The organism is Enterobacter sp. DVT3837 (assembly GCF_056238685.1).
Genome location: NZ_JBWDLA010000001.1, coordinates 2,932,342 through 2,948,730, shown reverse-complemented (window position 1 = coordinate 2,948,730; position 16,389 = coordinate 2,932,342). Strand labels below are relative to the sequence as shown.

12 protein-coding genes are annotated in these 16,389 nt (G+C 55.5%); 7 read left to right on the top strand and 5 right to left on the bottom strand.

The genetic code is table 11. The features are described from left to right. Window positions 1-101: 101 nt before the first annotated feature. A complete protein-coding gene (gene gyrA / locus AC0XWG_RS14575) occupies window positions 102-2,738 on the bottom strand; it encodes a DNA topoisomerase (ATP-hydrolyzing) subunit A (protein WP_028016271.1) in 2,637 nt (878 codons plus the stop codon). A gap of 146 nt (window positions 2,739-2,884) precedes the next feature. Here gyrA and ubiG point away from each other — a divergent pair, with 146 nt between their 5' ends. From ubiG to yfaE, 4 genes are all read left to right on the top strand, one after another. Continuing rightward, on the top strand, window positions 2,885-3,613 hold the full coding sequence (gene ubiG, locus AC0XWG_RS14570) for a bifunctional 2-polyprenyl-6-hydroxyphenol methylase/3-demethylubiquinol 3-O-methyltransferase UbiG (RefSeq protein ID WP_475680736.1): 729 nt from the start codon (window positions 2,885-2,887) through the stop codon (window positions 3,611-3,613). 347 nt (window positions 3,614-3,960) lie between these two features. Continuing rightward, window positions 3,961-6,246 carry a class 1a ribonucleoside-diphosphate reductase subunit alpha gene (gene nrdA, locus AC0XWG_RS14565; RefSeq protein WP_028016269.1) on the top strand — a complete coding sequence of 762 codons (2,286 nt, stop codon included), beginning with the start codon at window positions 3,961-3,963 and terminating at the stop codon, window positions 6,244-6,246. 51 nt (window positions 6,247-6,297) lie between these two features. Then, on the top strand, window positions 6,298-7,428 hold the full coding sequence (gene nrdB, locus AC0XWG_RS14560) for a class Ia ribonucleoside-diphosphate reductase subunit beta (RefSeq protein WP_028016268.1): 1,131 nt from the start codon (window positions 6,298-6,300) through the stop codon (window positions 7,426-7,428). Next, window positions 7,428-7,682: a class I ribonucleotide reductase maintenance protein YfaE gene (gene yfaE, locus AC0XWG_RS14555; RefSeq protein ID WP_028016267.1), complete on the top strand. Its 255-nt coding sequence runs from the start codon at window positions 7,428-7,430 to the stop codon at window positions 7,680-7,682. The genes nrdB and yfaE overlap by 1 nt, the downstream gene beginning before the upstream one ends. 23 nt (window positions 7,683-7,705) lie before the next feature. Here the strand turns inward: yfaE and glpQ are convergent, their stop codons facing one another. Further along, the gene (glpQ, locus tag AC0XWG_RS14550) at window positions 7,706-8,758 is read right to left on the bottom strand and encodes a glycerophosphodiester phosphodiesterase (RefSeq protein WP_128347401.1); all 1,053 of its coding nucleotides are present in this window, start codon (window positions 8,756-8,758) and stop codon (window positions 7,706-7,708) included. Between the two features lie 11 nt (window positions 8,759-8,769). Continuing rightward, the gene (gene glpT / locus AC0XWG_RS14545; protein WP_032659131.1) at window positions 8,770-10,122 is read right to left on the bottom strand and encodes a glycerol-3-phosphate transporter; all 1,353 of its coding nucleotides are present in this window, start codon (window positions 10,120-10,122) and stop codon (window positions 8,770-8,772) included. Between the two features lie 255 nt (window positions 10,123-10,377). On the opposite strand from glpT, the gene glpA reads away from it, so the two are divergent. The 3 genes from glpA to glpC are packed head-to-tail and all read left to right on the top strand — an operon-like array spanning window position 10,378 to window position 14,400. Beyond that, a complete protein-coding gene (gene glpA / locus AC0XWG_RS14540; protein WP_128347500.1) occupies window positions 10,378-12,006 on the top strand; it encodes an anaerobic glycerol-3-phosphate dehydrogenase subunit A in 1,629 nt (542 codons plus the stop codon). Continuing rightward, window positions 11,996-13,213, top strand: a complete 1,218-nt coding sequence (gene glpB, locus AC0XWG_RS14535) for a glycerol-3-phosphate dehydrogenase subunit GlpB (RefSeq protein WP_108090817.1) — start codon at window positions 11,996-11,998, stop codon at window positions 13,211-13,213. The genes glpA and glpB overlap by 11 nt, the downstream gene beginning before the upstream one ends. After that, a complete protein-coding gene (gene glpC / locus AC0XWG_RS14530) occupies window positions 13,210-14,400 on the top strand; it encodes an anaerobic glycerol-3-phosphate dehydrogenase subunit GlpC (RefSeq protein WP_128347400.1) in 1,191 nt (396 codons plus the stop codon). Before glpB ends, glpC begins: the two co-directional genes overlap by 4 nt. 33 nt (window positions 14,401-14,433) lie before the next feature. On the opposite strand, the gene AC0XWG_RS14525 is transcribed toward glpC, so the two are convergent. Beyond that, a complete protein-coding gene (locus AC0XWG_RS14525; protein ID WP_028016261.1) occupies window positions 14,434-15,633 on the bottom strand; it encodes a nicotinamide mononucleotide deamidase-related protein YfaY in 1,200 nt (399 codons plus the stop codon). Window positions 15,634-15,726: 93 nt separating this feature from the next. After that, on the bottom strand, window positions 15,727-16,266 hold the full coding sequence (locus AC0XWG_RS14520) for a YfaZ family outer membrane protein (RefSeq protein ID WP_028016260.1): 540 nt from the start codon (window positions 16,264-16,266) through the stop codon (window positions 15,727-15,729). Window positions 16,267-16,389: the final 123 nt, after the last annotated feature.

Here is a 16,389-nt window from a genome sequence, read left to right as displayed (position 1 = left end):
GGGTTTAAGGTAGCGGTAAACGCGCCTTGTCGCAACGTTGAGTTATCTGCTTCTGCAAAAGAAAAGGGCCGGAATCCGGCCCTTTTTTGCATCATGCAATATTACTCGTCAGCGTCATCCGCTGCATCGTCGTCGGTGTCGGTTTCCGGTGCGATATCATCATCACCTTCAGCGACGCTGCCGTCGATGGAATCGAGCTCTTCGTCGTCCACCGGCTCTGCGACACGCTGCAGACCCACAACGTTTTCATCTTCCGCAGTACGGATGAGGATCACGCCTTGGGTGTTACGACCCACCACGCTGATCTCAGAAACGCGCGTACGCACCAGCGTACCGGCATCGGTGATCATCATGATCTGGTCGGTATCATCTACCTGAACCGCGCCCACAACGGAACCGTTGCGTTCGGTGACTTTGATAGAGATAACGCCCTGCGTGCCGCGAGACTTGGTTGGGTATTCCCCTTCCGCCGTACGTTTACCGTAACCATTCTGCGTCACGGTCAGGATAGCCCCTTCACCGCGCGGAATAATCAGGGAAACCACAGAGTCTTCACCAGCCAGCTTGATACCACGAACGCCCGTAGCGGTACGCCCCATTGCACGGACGGCGTTCTCTTTAAAGCGCACCACTTTACCGGCCGCAGAGAACAGCATCACTTCATCCGAACCGGAGGTCAGATCCACGCCAATCAGCTCATCACCTTCGTTCAGGTTCACCGCGATGATACCGGCAGAGCGTGGACGGCTGAACTCGGTGAGCGCGGTTTTCTTCACGGTACCGCTGGCGGTCGCCATAAAGACGTTCACGCCCTCTTCGTACTCGCGTACCGGCAGAATGGCGGTAATACGTTCGTTCGCTTCCAGCGGCAGCAGGTTAACGATTGGACGACCACGCGCGCCACGGCTCGCTTCCGGCAACTGGTAGACCTTCATCCAGTACAGACGACCACGGCTTGAGAAGCAGAGGATCGTGTCATGGGTGTTCGCCACCAGCAGGCGGTCAATAAAGTCTTCTTCTTTAATACGTGCCGCAGACTTGCCTTTACCACCACGACGCTGTGCTTCGTAGTCGGTTAACGGCTGATACTTCACGTAGCCCTGGTGAGACAGGGTCACAACAACGTCTTCCTGGTTGATCAGGTCTTCGATGTTGATGTCCGCGGTGTTCGCGGTGATTTCGGTGCGACGCTCATCGCCGAACTGATCGCGGACCAGCTCCAGCTCTTCACGGATCACTTCCATCAGACGTTCTGCGCTACCCAGGATGTGCAGCAGCTCAGCAATCTGTTCCAGCAGTTCTTTGTATTCGTCGAGCAGTTTTTCATGCTCAAGGCCGGTCAGTTTCTGCAGACGCAGATCCAGAATCGCCTGGGCCTGCTGTTCAGTCAGGTAGTATTGACCGTCACGCACGCCGAACTCGGGTTCCAGCCACTCAGGACGCGCAGCATCATCACCCGCACGTTCCAGCATCGCTGCAACGTTACCCAGATCCCACGGACGGGAAATCAGTGCCGCTTTCGCTTCTGCCGGGGTTGGCGCACGACGGATCAGTTCGATGATCGGGTCGATGTTAGCCAGGGCAACCGCCAGCGCTTCAAGGATGTGCGCACGGTCGCGCGCTTTGCGCAGTTCAAAGATGGTACGACGAGTCACCACTTCACGGCGGTGACGCACGAACGCGCTCAGGATCTCTTTCAGGTTCATGATCTTCGGCTGACCATGGTGCAGTGCAACCATGTTGATACCGAAGGAAACCTGGAGCTGAGTCTGGGAGTACAGGTTGTTCAGAACAACTTCACCCACCGCGTCGCGTTTGATTTCAATCACGATACGCATGCCGTCTTTATCAGACTCATCACGCAGCGCGCTGATACCTTCAACACGTTTTTCTTTTACCAGCTCGGCGATTTTTTCAATCAGACGCGCTTTGTTCACCTGATACGGGATCTCGTGAACAATGATCGTTTCACGGCCGGTTTTGGCGTCCGCTTCCACTTCTGCGCGGGCACGGATGTAAATCTTGCCGCGACCGGTGCGGTACGCTTCTTCAATACCACGACGACCGTTGATGATCGCCGCCGTCGGGAAGTCCGGGCCCGGGATGTGTTCCATCAGCCCTTCAATGCTGATGTCTTCATCGTCGATATAAGCCAGGCAACCGTTGATCACTTCCGTGATGTTGTGCGGCGGAATGTTGGTTGCCATACCGACGGCGATACCGGACGAACCGTTCACCAGCAGGTTAGGGATTTTCGTTGGCATAACGTCAGGAATTTTTTCCGTGCCGTCGTAGTTATCAACGAAATCAACCGTCTCTTTTTCCAGGTCGGCCATCAGCTCATGGGCAATCTTCGCCAGACGGATTTCCGTATAACGCATTGCCGCGGCGGAGTCGCCGTCGATAGAACCAAAGTTACCCTGACCATCTACCAGCATGTAACGCAGCGAGAATGGCTGCGCCATACGGACGATAGTGTCGTACACCGCGGAATCACCATGAGGATGGTATTTACCGATTACGTCACCAACGACACGGGCAGATTTTTTGTAGGCTTTATTCCAGTCATTGCCCAATACGTTCATGGCGTATAGTACGCGACGGTGTACCGGCTTCAGGCCATCGCGGACGTCCGGCAGCGCACGGCCAACAATGACCGACATCGCATAGTCCAGATAGGAGCTCTTCAGCTCTTCCTCGATGTTAACCGGTGTAATTTCTCTCGCAAGGTCGCTCATCTAACCGCTATCCCTCTACTGTATCCCGGATTCAAAGGTCGCAAATTATAACACAGCCGAGGTGATTGAGGTAAACCTATACGCTTTATTCACAGGGATTGCCTGATATACTCATTCGTCTTGCTAAATAAGGAGTAAAAGCGCCCATGAATGCCGAAAAATCCCCGGTGTCTCACAACGTTGACCATGAAGAGATTGCCAAATTTGAAGCGGTGGCGTCCCGCTGGTGGGATCTCGAGGGTGAGTTCAAACCTCTGCACCGTATTAACCCGCTGCGTCTGGGCTACATCGCGGAGCGTTCCGGCGGTCTGTTCGGTAAGAAAGTGCTCGATGTCGGTTGCGGTGGCGGTATCCTGGCAGAGAGCATGGCGCGCGAAGGGGCTACTGTCACGGGTCTGGACATGGGCTTTGAGCCGCTGCAGGTTGCCCGTCTCCATGCCCTGGAGTCCGGCATAAAGGTAGAATACGTGCAGGAAACCGTGGAAGAGCACGCGGCCAAACATGCGCATCAGTACGATGTGGTGACCTGCATGGAGATGCTGGAGCACGTTCCCGATCCGCAGTCCGTAGTGCACGCCTGCGCAGAACTGGTGAAACCGGGCGGCCAGGTCTTCTTCTCGACCATCAACCGTAATGGTAAAGCCTGGCTGATGGCCGTCGTCGGCGCAGAGTATGTGCTGCGCATGGTGCCGAAAGGGACACACGACGTGAAGAAATTCATTAAGCCTGCTGAGTTACTGAGCTGGGTTGACCAGACGTGGCTTAAAGAGCAACACATCACCGGTCTGCATTTCAATCCATTGACCGATAAATTCAAACTCGCACCGGGCGTGGATGTTAACTATATGTTGCATACAACCGCCAAAAACGACTAACGTCATCTGTTATTCTTATAAAGATTGCGCGACATCATGTTGCGCAATTCTGACCTCTCGTTGAAGAAATCAGCACTCGATCAAATTTTGAATTTTTTTTCTTAATTATTGACATGTCTTCCAGGCCTTACGGTACGAGGACTTACGCTTTTTTACCCTTTCACAACCTCAATTTAACGTCAAAATCAACCCTTGTGCTGAAAAGAATCGATACTAGAATACTCACCATATAGCGTTTTTCTTATCGCAAACCCCCTATATGTAGTATTTATCCACAGAGTTAGTCACAAGACGGATCTGTGGATAAACGGGGGATATTTTTTATTTCACGGACAGGTAAAACCCACATGAATCAGAGTCTGCTGGTGACAAAGCGCGACGGTACCACCGAGCGTATCAATCTGGACAAAATCCATCGAGTTCTCGACTGGGCAGCAGAAGGACTGAACAACGTATCTATCTCCCAGGTTGAACTGAAATCTCACATCCAGTTCTACGACGGCATCAAAACGTCTGATATCCATGAAACCATCATTAAAGCGGCGGCGGATCTGATCTCCCGTGAAGCACCGGATTATCAGTACCTGGCTGCACGCCTGGCCATTTTCCACCTGCGCAAAAAAGCCTACGGCCAGTTTGAGCCGCCTGCGCTTTACGATCACGTAGTGAAAATGGTTGAGCTGGGCAAATACGACACGCATCTGCTGGAAGACTATACGGAAGAAGAGTTCGAGCAGATGAACGGGTTTATCGATCACTGGCGCGACATGAACTTCTCCTACGCGGCGGTGAAGCAGCTCGAAGGCAAATACCTGGTTCAAAACCGTGTGACCGGTGAGATCTACGAAAGCGCCCAGTTCCTCTATATTCTGGTGGCCGCTTGCCTGTTCTCTAACTACCCACGTGAAACCCGTCTGGAATACGTGAAGCGTTTCTATGATGCGGTATCCACGTTCAAAATTTCTCTGCCTACGCCAATCATGTCTGGCGTGCGCACCCCTACCCGCCAGTTCAGCTCCTGCGTGCTGATCGAGTGTGGTGACAGCCTGGATTCTATCAACGCCACCTCCAGCGCCATTGTGAAATACGTTTCCCAGCGTGCTGGTATCGGTATCAACGCCGGTCGCATCCGTGCTCTGGGCAGCCCAATTCGCGGCGGTGAAGCATTCCACACCGGCTGTATCCCGTTCTATAAGCACTTCCAGACGGCGGTTAAATCCTGCTCTCAGGGCGGCGTACGCGGCGGTGCTGCGACCCTGTTCTACCCGATGTGGCACCTGGAAGTGGAAAGCCTGCTGGTACTGAAAAACAACCGTGGCGTAGAAGGCAACCGCGTGCGTCACATGGACTACGGCGTACAGATCAACAAATTGATGTACACCCGTCTGCTGAAAGGTGAAGACATCACCCTGTTCAGCCCGTCTGACGTCCCTGGCCTGTACGACGCGTTCTTCGCTGATCAGGATGAGTTCGAACGTCTGTACACCAAATATGAGAAAGACGACAGTATCCGTAAACAGCGTGTGAAAGCGGTAGACCTGTTCTCTCTGATGATGCAGGAACGTGCCTCTACCGGCCGTATCTACATCCAGAACGTTGACCACTGCAACACCCACAGCCCGTTTGATCCGGCTGTTGCGCCAGTGCGCCAGTCTAACCTGTGCCTGGAAATCGCCCTGCCGACCAAGCCGCTGGACGATGTTAACGACGAAAACGGTGAAATTGCGCTGTGTACGCTGTCTGCGTTCAACCTGGGTGCGATTAAGAGCCTCGACGAGCTGGAAGAGCTGGCCGTGCTGGCGGTTCGTGCGCTGGATGCCCTGTTGGACTACCAGGATTACCCAATCCCGGCCGCTAAACGTGGTGCAATGGGTCGTCGTACCCTGGGCATTGGCGTGATCAACTTTGCCTACTGGCTGGCGAAAAACGGCAAGCGTTACTCTGACGGCAGCGCCAACAACCTGACCCACCAGACGTTTGAAGCTATTCAGTATTACCTGATGAAAGCGTCCAACGAGCTGGCGAAAGAGCAAGGTGCGTGCCCGTGGTTTAACGAAACCACCTACGCGAAAGGCATTATGCCGATCGATACCTACAAAAAAGATCTGGACGCGATTGTCAGCGAGCCGCTGCATCTGGACTGGGAAGGCCTTCGCGAATCCATTAAGACTTATGGACTGCGTAACTCCACGCTCTCTGCCCTGATGCCGTCTGAGACCTCTTCGCAGATCTCTAACGCCACCAACGGTATCGAGCCACCTCGCGGCCACGTCAGCATTAAAGCGTCGAAAGACGGTGTTCTGCGCCAGGTGGTGCCGGATTACGAGACGCTGGGTAACAACTACGAGCTGCTGTGGGAAATGCCAAACAACGACGGCTACCTGCAGCTGGTTGGGATCATGCAGAAGTTTATCGACCAGTCGATCTCTGCAAACACCAACTACGACCCAACGCGCTTCCCGTCAGGTAAGGTACCGATGCAGCAACTGCTGAAAGACCTGCTCACTGCCTATAAATTTGGCGTGAAAACCCTGTACTATCACAACACCCGAGATGGTGCAGAAGACGCGCAGGACGACCTTGTACCGTCAATTCAGGACGATGGCTGCGAAAGCGGCGCATGTAAGATCTAATAAAGGGCGGGGATTTCCCCGCCTTTATTTCGTAAGACAGGACTCCAATTCATGGCATACACCACCTTTTCACAGACGAAAAACGACCAGCTCAAAGAGCCGATGTTCTTCGGCCAGCCAGTCAACGTGGCACGCTACGATCAGCAAAAATATGACATCTTCGAAAAGCTGATTGAAAAGCAACTCTCCTTCTTCTGGCGCCCGGAAGAGGTTGACGTCTCCCGCGACCGTATTGATTACCAGTCGCTGCCGGATCACGAAAAACATATCTTCATCAGCAACCTGAAGTACCAGACGCTGCTGGACTCCATTCAGGGCCGCAGCCCGAACGTGGCGCTGCTGCCGCTGATCTCCATTCCGGAACTGGAAACCTGGGTGGAAACCTGGGCGTTCTCTGAGACGATCCACTCCCGTTCTTACACCCATATCATTCGCAATATCGTTAACGATCCGGCGGTGGTGTTTGACGATATCGTCACTAACGAGCAGATCCAGAAACGCGCAGAAGGCATTGCTCACTACTACGACGAACTGATCGAGATGACCAGTTACTGGCATCTGCTGGGCGAAGGCACCCATAACGTGAACGGCAAAACTGTTACCGTGAACCTGCGTGCGCTGAAAAAACAGCTGTATCTGTGCCTGATGAGCGTCAACGCGCTGGAAGCCATTCGCTTCTACGTGAGCTTTGCCTGCTCTTTCGCCTTTGCCGAACGCAAGCTGATGGAAGGTAACGCCAAAATCATCCGTCTTATCGCCCGTGACGAAGCCCTGCACCTGACCGGCACCCAGCACATGCTGAACTTGCTGCGCAGCGGCGTGGACGACCCGGAAATGGCGGAAATCGCCGAAGAGTGCAAACAGGAGTGCTATGACCTGTTCGTGCTGGCGGCCCAGCAGGAGAAAGAGTGGGCAGACTACCTGTTCCGCGACGGCTCCATGATTGGCCTGAACAAAGACATTCTGTGCCAGTACGTTGAGTACATCACCAACATCCGTATGCAGGCTGTCGGCCTCGACCTGCCGTTCCAGACGCGCTCCAACCCCATCCCGTGGATCAACACCTGGCTGGTGTCCGATAACGTGCAGGTTGCGCCGCAGGAAGTGGAAGTGAGTTCTTACCTGGTCGGTCAGATTGACTCCGAAGTTGATACTGACGACCTGAGCAACTTCCAGCTCTGATGACACGCGTAACGCTACGTCTTTCTGGCACCGAAGTGCTGTGTCAGGAAGAGCACCCTTCTCTGCTGGTGGCGCTTGAGGCGAACCAGGTGGCGGTTGAGTATCAGTGTCGTGAAGGCTATTGCGGCTCCTGTCGCTGCCGTCTGGTGACAGGTCAGGTGGACTGGCTGACCGAGCCGCTGGCCTTTATCAGTGAAGGGGAAATTTTGCCCTGCTGCTGCCGGGCAAAAGGCGATATCGAGATCGAGATGTAAAAAAGGGCCTTACGGCCCTTTTTCTATTTTAAGAACGTCACTGCTTTATCCGGGAAATCCGTAAACAGTCCGTCCACGCCCGCCTGGTTATACAGCACGTCGTAAAGCTGATTCACGTCCGTGGCATACGGCGGCAACTGGTCTGCACGCACCGTGTACGGATGGACCTGCATCTTGCTGGCATGCGCCTCTTTCACCATCGCCGTCAACTTCACGTGCCCAGGCGTTGAGCCTTCCGCCACCAGCATGTGATAATCCGGCCCGATGCCATCGGCGTACTGCGCTATCTGCTTCATCGCACCCGGCTTAAACATCCAGTCGTAGTTGTAGTTCACCCACTTCCCATCCGGCTGCTTCTCCTGGGTTTCGTTCCAGTCGGTATAGGCAATCAGCTGCACCAGATTGAGATCCATCCCCCTCTTCGGCTCCAGCTCGGTTTTGATGCGCTTCAACTCAGCGGCGTCAAAACACTGCAGATACACCTTGTCCTTCTTGCTGGTGTATCCGTACTGCTTGAGTACGTCCAGCGTTTTGGCCGCAATGTCTTTCCCTTCCTGGTGGTGGAACCACGGCGCTTTGATTTCCGGGTAGATACCGATATTTTTACCGGTTGAGTGGTTCAGCCCCTGAACAAACTCAATCTCTTCCTGGAAGGTATGGATCCGGAAGTCAGATTTGCCCATCGGGAAGCGTCCCGGATAGACCTGCACCTTCTTGCCGTTTTCGATCTCAAAGCCTTCGGTAAACTTCAGCGAGCGAATTTCCGCCAGCGTGAAGTCGATGGCGTAGAAACGGCCATCTTTGCGGGCGCGGTCCGGGAAACGCTCCGCCACGTCCGTCACGCGGTCAAGATAGTGGTCATGCAGGACGACCAGCTGGTCGTCCTTCGTCATCACCAGATCCTGCTCCAGGTAATCCGCGCCCTGCGCATAGGCCATCGCTTTTGCCGGGAGCGTATGCTCCGGCAGATAGCCGCTTGCGCCGCGGTGGGCAATAACGATTTTATCTGCCGCCAGCGCAGAGCCTGTCATCAGGCCTGCCAGCAGCAGACTGGTAGCTAACTGAGTTAATTTCATCGCAATGCTCCTTATTGACGACGCGCCAGCACTTCAGCGTGGTGACGTTTTTCGCCGATCATCACAACAATCAGCAGCAGAACCGCCAGCACGCTACCGCCAATCATCACCATAAAGCCGCCGTCCCAGCCGAAGAAGTCAACGGTATAGCCCACAATGGCGCTTGCCGCGACCGACCCGCCGAGGTAGCCAAACAGGCCGGTAAAGCCTGCCGCCGTGCCCGCCGCTTTTTTCGGCGCCAGCTCCAGCGCGTGCAGACCGATCAGCATCACCGGACCGTAAATCAGGAAGCCGATGACGATCATGCAGGCCATATCTACTGATGGGTTGCCCGGCGGGTTGAGCCAGTACACCACGGTGGCGATGGTCACCAGGGTCATAAAGAACACGCCTGTCGCACCGCGGTTACCTTTAAACACTTTGTCCGACATCCAGCCGCAAAGCAGCGTGCCTGGGATCCCGGCATATTCGTACAGGAAGTAGGCCCAGGAGGATTTATCCAGCGCGAAGTGCTTCACCTCTTTCAGGTAGGTTGGCGACCAGTCGAGGATGCCATAGCGCAGCAGGTAAACGAACACGTTCGCCACCGCGATGTACCACAGCAGCTTGTTCGGCAGGACGTACTTCATGAAGATCTGTTTTGCAGTCAGCTCTTCTTCGTGCTCCTTGCTGTAATCATCCGGATAGTCGTTTTTGTACTCTTCGATCGGAGGCAAACCGCAGGACTGAGGCGTGTCGCGCATCAGCGCGAAAGCGATAATCGCCACGACGATAGCACCAAAAGCAGGCATATAGAGCGCCGCGTGCCAGTCGTTGAACCAGGCCATCCCCAACAGGAACAGCAGCGGTGGAATACCGCCTCCCACGTTATGCGCACAGTTCCATACCGACACGATGCCGCCACGTTCCTTCTGCGACCACCAGTGCACCATGGTGCGTCCGCATGGTGGCCATCCCATTCCCTGGAACCAGCCGCAGAGGAACAGCAGCACGAACATGATGGCAATACTGGAGGTTGCCCACGGCACAAAGCCCATAAACAACATCACCGCTGCCGCCAGGATCAGACCGGCTGGCAGAAACACACGCGGGTTCGAGCGATCCGACACGGAACCCATGATGAATTTGGAAAAACCGTAGGCAATCGAAATTCCCGACAGCGCGAACCCTAAATCCCCCCGCGAAAAGCCCTGCTCCACCAGATAAGGCATGGCGAGCGCGAAGTTTTTACGCACCAGGTAGTACGCCGCGTACCCGAAGAAAATCCCCAGGAAAATTTGCCAACGCAGACGACGGTATAGCGGATCAATTTCTGCCTCAGGCAGACGCGCACGATGCGGCGCGGGTTTGAAGATACTGAGCATGACAGCCTCCGTGGCCAGGTATTGAATTTACTGGGGTTTTACTGCCCCATACTCCAGAGAGGCGGCGATGTTAAGAAATCACGGTGATTGTTACTGTGAATCAACGCACAGATTGTTACAGAAATATGACAGAATGCGCAAAAAAGCGCATGAAATCACGTTTCACTTTCGAATTTCGCTCGTTTGTGTTCGAAATCAAACAAACCATAGTTTTCATGTGGCTAAATGGTAAAAAACGAACACAGAGGGATGACAATGACAATTCACGATCCACGCTACAGCGATGTGATTATCATTGGCGGCGGTGCGACCGGTGCCGGCATCGCACGTGATTGCGCACTCAGGGGGTTGAGCGTCACGCTTCTGGAGCGCCATGATATTGCGACAGGTGCCACCGGGCGCAATCATGGCCTGCTTCACAGCGGTGCCCGCTACGCCGTTACCGATGGCGAATCGGCTCGTGAATGTATTGCCGAAAACCAGATCCTGCGGCGGATTGCTCGCCACTGCATTGAACCTACAGACGGCTTGTTTATCACGCTTCCCGAAGACGATCTCGCCTTTCAGGCTACCTTTATTACTGCCTGTCGCGCGGCGGGGATTCAGGCCGAGGCCATTGACCCGGCCCTGTCGCGGCGCATTGAGCCCTCCGTCAACCCGATCCTGACAGGGGCGGTAAAAGTGCCAGACGGTACGGTTGATCCTTTCCGCCTGACGGCCGCCAACATGCTTGATGCCCGCGAACATGGCGCGCACATCCTGACCGGGCATGAAGTGACCGGGCTTATCCGGGAAGGTCACCGCGTCCGTGGCGTGCGGCTTTTTAATACGCAATATAACGAACACAGCGAACTGTATGCTTCCGTGGTCGTCAATGCGGCGGGGATCTGGGGGCAGCGGATTGCGGAGTATGCCGACTTGTCCGTTCGCATGTTTCCGGCAAAAGGCTCGCTGCTGATCCTCGACCATCGCATCAATAACCATGTGATTAACCGCTGCCGTAAACCGTCTGATGCCGATATTCTGGTTCCGGGCGATACCATTTCATTAATCGGTACCACCTCAACCCACGTGGACTATAGCGAGATTGATTACAACCGCGTCACTGCTGAAGAAGTGGATATTCTGCTGCGTGAAGGGGAAAAACTGGCCCCGGTGATGGCGCAGACCCGGATCCTGCGCGCCTACGCGGGTGTGCGTCCGTTAGTTGCCAGCGATAACGACCCAAGCGGGCGTAACGTCAGCCGGGGCATTGTGCTGCTCGATCATGCTGAACGCGACGGCATGGAAGGGTTTATCACCATCACCGGTGGCAAACTGATGACCTATCGTCTGATGGCCGAATGGGCAACCGATGCCGTCTGCCGCAAACTGGGCAACACCGAGCCGTGCAAAACGGCAGAACAGCCCCTGCCCGGCTCACGTCAGTCTACCGAGAAGACGCTGCAAAAAATTATCTCCCTGCCCGCTCCTCTGCGCGGTTCGGCCATCTATCGTCATGGTGACAGGACGCCGGTCTGGCTGGGTGAAGGCCGGCTTAGTCGCAGCCTGGTCTGCGAGTGCGAAGCCGTAACCGCGGGCGAAGTACAATATGCGGTGGAGAATCTGACCGTCAATTCTCTGCTCGATCTCCGCCGTCGTACCCGGGTTGGAATGGGGACGTGTCAGGGTGAATTGTGCGCCTGCCGTGCCGCCGGGTTATTGCAACGCTTTCATACCACCACCGCGACCCAGTCGCTCGATCAACTCAGTGCTTTTTTAAATGAGCGCTGGAAAGGCATTCAGCCTGTCGCCTGGGGCGATGCTCTGCGTGAAAGTGAATTTACCCGCTGGGTCTACCAGGGGCTTTGCGGTCTGGAGAAGGAGCAACACGATGAAATTTGATACCGTGATCGTCGGCGGCGGGCTGGCGGGTCTGCTCTGTGGCATCAAACTCACAAAACAGGGGCTACGCTGCGCCATTATCACCCGGGGTCAGAGCGCCCTGCACTTCTCGTCGGGCTCGCTGGATCTGGTGGACGAAACGTACCGAGAAAAACTTCCGCCAGAGCACCCTTATCACCTGACAGGCGCGCAGCATATCGATCGCTTTGCCCTGGAAACCGAAGCGCTACTGGCGGATTGCGGTGCTCGTCTGCAGGGAAGCGCCAGGCAAAATCATCAGCGTGTTACACCACTCGGCACCCTACGCTCCGCCTGGCTCAGCCCGGAGGAGGTGCCCGTTACCCCGCTCAGCTCAGCGCGTGTGCGGGTGGTAGGTATTAGCGGTTTTCTGGATTTTCAGCCCCATCTCGCGGCGGCATCACTTTGTCGCCAGGGGGTAAACGCTGAAACAGCAGAAATAGAGCTGCCTGAGCTTGATGTCCTGCGCGACAACCCGAGCGAGTTTCGCGCGGTGAATATTGCCCGTTTTCTTGATCATGAAGAGAGATGGCCGCTGCTGTATGAGGCGCTCAAACCGCTTGCAGAAGGGTGCGATGCGCTGTTTATGCCCGCCTGCTTTGGCTTAAACGACAATCGACTCTGGCGCTGGCTGTCCGATCGACTGCCCTGCACACTCGGTTTACTGCCGACGCTCCCCCCTTCGGTTCCCGGTATTCGCCTGCATACCCAGCTCCAGCGCAAATTTGTTGCGCAGGGTGGCGTCTGGATGGCGGGTGATGAGGTGAAAAAAATCACCCTGACTGACGGGGAAGTGAGCGAAATCTGGACGCGCAACCACGATGATATTCCGCTTCGCGCCCGCTTTACGGTGCTGGCAAGCGGCAGTTTCTTCAGTAACGGGCTGCTGAGCAGTCGGGACGGCATCCGCGAAGCCATAATGGGCCTGGATGTCCGACAAAGCGCCTCCCGCGCGGACTGGTATCAGAGTGATTTCTTCACGCCACAACCCTGGCAACAGTTCGGCGTCATTGTCGATAACCACCTGCACCCGCAGCTTTCGGGTAAGTCAGTCAGGAATCTCTTTGCTATCGGCTCGCTTCTTGGCGGATATGATCCTATCGCCCAGGGCTGCGGTGGCGGGGTCTGCGCCGTCACGGCGCTGTATGTGGCAGAGCAAATTAGCCAGCGCATGGAGGCTGAACAATGAGCGATACCCGTTTCGAAAGCTGCATTAAATGCACGGTGTGTACTACCGTCTGCCCGGTCAGCGGCGTAAATCCACGTTATCCTGGTCCGAAACAGGCCGGGCCGGACGGTGAGCGTCTGCGTCTGAAGGACGGCAAGCTGTATGATGAGGCGCTGAAGTACTGCATCAACTGCAAACGCTGTGAAGTTGCCTGCCCGTCAGATGTCAACATTGGCGACATTATCCAGCGCGCCCGGGCGCGTTATAGCACGCAAAAGCCATCATTGCGGGATGCCATTCTCAGTCACACCGATTTGATGGGGAGCATCTCGACGCCGTTCGCCCCGCTGGTGAATGCGGCGACAGCGCTCAAACCGGTGCGCCAGCTGCTGGATGCGACACTGAAAATAGACCATCACCGCAGCCTGCCGAAATATTCTCACGGTACCTTCCGTCGCTGGTATAAATCCGTCGCGGCGCAACAGGCGCAGTATGCCGAACAGGTGGCGTTCTTCCATGGCTGCTATGTGAATTACAACCACCCGCAGTTGGGTAAAGATCTGCTTAAAGTGCTGAATGCGATGGGGACGGGCGTTCAGTTACTTAGTAAGGAAAAATGCTGCGGTGTACCACTGATCGCCAACGGATTTACGGATAAAGCGCGCAAGCAGGCCAAAAGCAATGTCACCTCACTGCGTGAAGCCATCGTCGACAGGGGGATTCCGGTGCTGGCCACCTCGTCTACCTGTACCTTCACCCTGCGAGATGAGTACCCGCATCTGCTGGACGTGGATAACACCGGGCTGCGCGAGCACATTGAACTGGCAACACGCTTCCTGTGGCGCAAACTGGATAGCGGGCAGACGTTGCCGCTGGGAAAATTGCCGCTGAAAGTGGTGTATCACACGCCCTGCCACATGGAAAAAATGGGCTGGTCGCTCTATACGCTTGAACTGCTACGCTTAATTCCTGGGCTGGAACTGACGGTGCTGGATTCCCGCTGCTGCGGTATTGCGGGAACGTACGGCTTCAAAAGTGAAAATTACGAAACGTCACAGGCGATTGGCGCCCCACTGTTCCGTCAGATTGAGGAAAGCAGCGCGGATATCGTGGTAACCGACTGCGAAACCTGCAAGTGGCAAATAGAGATGTCCACCAGCAAGCGCTGCGAACATCCGATCACCTTACTGGCGAGGGCTCTGGGCTGAACATGACCGGGGCAAGAAGCCCCGGACAACGTTTTACTCAACGAACAGCGACTCGACAACGTTTATCCAGCCGTGCTCGCTGGCAACCTCTTTGCCATTCAACCAGCGGCGCAGCATGTTCAGCGCCATCATGGCGCAAACTTCCTGCCGTATCGCCAGGCTGTGGCGGGTGATACTCATTTTTACCCTCAGGGCATACGTGCCTTCCGGTGTCGCCAGCGCAAAGTTCAGGTATTCCTCATCCAGCCCACCGACAAACAGCGCCAGCCCGGCAAAATGTTTTACCCTTCTTTCAGAAGCCCAACGGGCGGTCTGCGCCAGCGTCTCCTGCTGGAACGGCACCACTTCGCTGGCCAACAGCGGCGCATTGACGCGCGACAGCTGCAGCGCCAGCAGACCGCCGGTGAACTGCTCGCTTAAGGTCACGCTCAACTGACGAGACTGCAGCTGCTTCGCAATCTGCGCGGGCAACCCTTCCGTCCCTTCAAAGATCAGGCTTTCACCCGCCACACGCTGCACCTCAGGCCAGAGTGCCAGCATCGCCGCTTTCTGCTCTGCAGGCCCCGTCAGCTTGAGTTCAATGATTGGCATGGAGGACCGATACCCCATTGATACGTCAGGCGGCAGTTGCAGGTGATCAAGACTCTGGGCCAGGTCGCTTTCCGAGCGGCCAAAAGTGGTCAGACGCAGGCAAATCGGGGGTTCAGGCAGGGTAAAACGATCGCGAAGGCGCGGCAGGATCTGCTGCTCGACCATCACTTTAAATTCTGAGGGTACGCCCGGCGTGAAGAACATCAGGCAGCGGTTCAGCTGCATGGCAAATCCACATGCGGTACCGACCGGGTTGTCAACCAACTCAGCGCTGGCGGGAATTTCAGCTTGTTTGCGGTTGCTGGGTGCCATGACGCGGCCACGTTCGGAGAAAAAGCGCTCCATCTGCGAGAGCCACGCCTCGTGCAGCACCAGCCCTTCACCTTTTGCTGTGGCGGCGGCCAGTGCGCTGAGATCGTCACTGGTGGGGCCAAGTCCGCCATTCACAATCAGCACGTCACACTGTTCGCTGCGCTCACGCAGGATATTGACCAGTGACTCAAGATTGTCGCCCACCGTGTTGCGGCGCGTTAACGGTAATCCTTGCTCAAAGAAAAGATCGGCAAGCCAGGCAGCATTGGTGTCGATAATCTGTCCATGCAGCACTTCATCGCCGGTGGATAACATCTCCACGTTAATCATTATGTTCTCCCGCTTAAATGGTCAAAACACTATAACGCAAACGCAGGATGGAGAAGAGAGAAACTGGCGCGACAGAATGCCGCGCCGGAGTGATTAGAAACCTGCGCTGACGCCCACGTAAGGGCCATCGGCCAGCGCGTTGTCGCGGTTGCCGTCTTTACCGGCCAGGTTCAGGTAGCGATAGCCTGCTTCGATGGTAATTGGACGCATGATGGTCCAGCGCGCACCGGCGTTGGCTTCTTCATAGCTTTCAATGCCGCTGGAGAGCGAGTCCGGGGAATAGTAATACTCACCAAACAGACCGAAGCTGTCGCCAATTTTCCACTGCAGACCGCCACCCACTGCCGCCGCATAGCCTTCATCACCGTCGTTCGGGTTGGTATAAATACCTTTACCGCCGACAGTGGCCAGGAACGGACCAAGAGGAATGTTCAGACCCAGGCCAAGGCTGGCTGCGTCGCCGTCGTCATCGTTATGTGTCCAGCCACCGGTCATTGCCAGACCAGAAGTCTCGGTGCCCATGCCAAAGCCCAGGTGGGTGTAATCCTGACCCGCCGAGCCGTTAATACTAATGGCGTTAGCCGCCGCAGAAACAACCATCAGGCCGAAGCCCAGTAATGCCACTTTTTTCATTGTCGTGATCCCGCACAATTATTATAAAGAAGTCCCAAAACCGCGAGATTTTAACCGGAGTCTCCATGGGATCAAGCACTCTGCGTGCGGCAAGCCGGTAGATTGTAACTATTTGAAACGGCT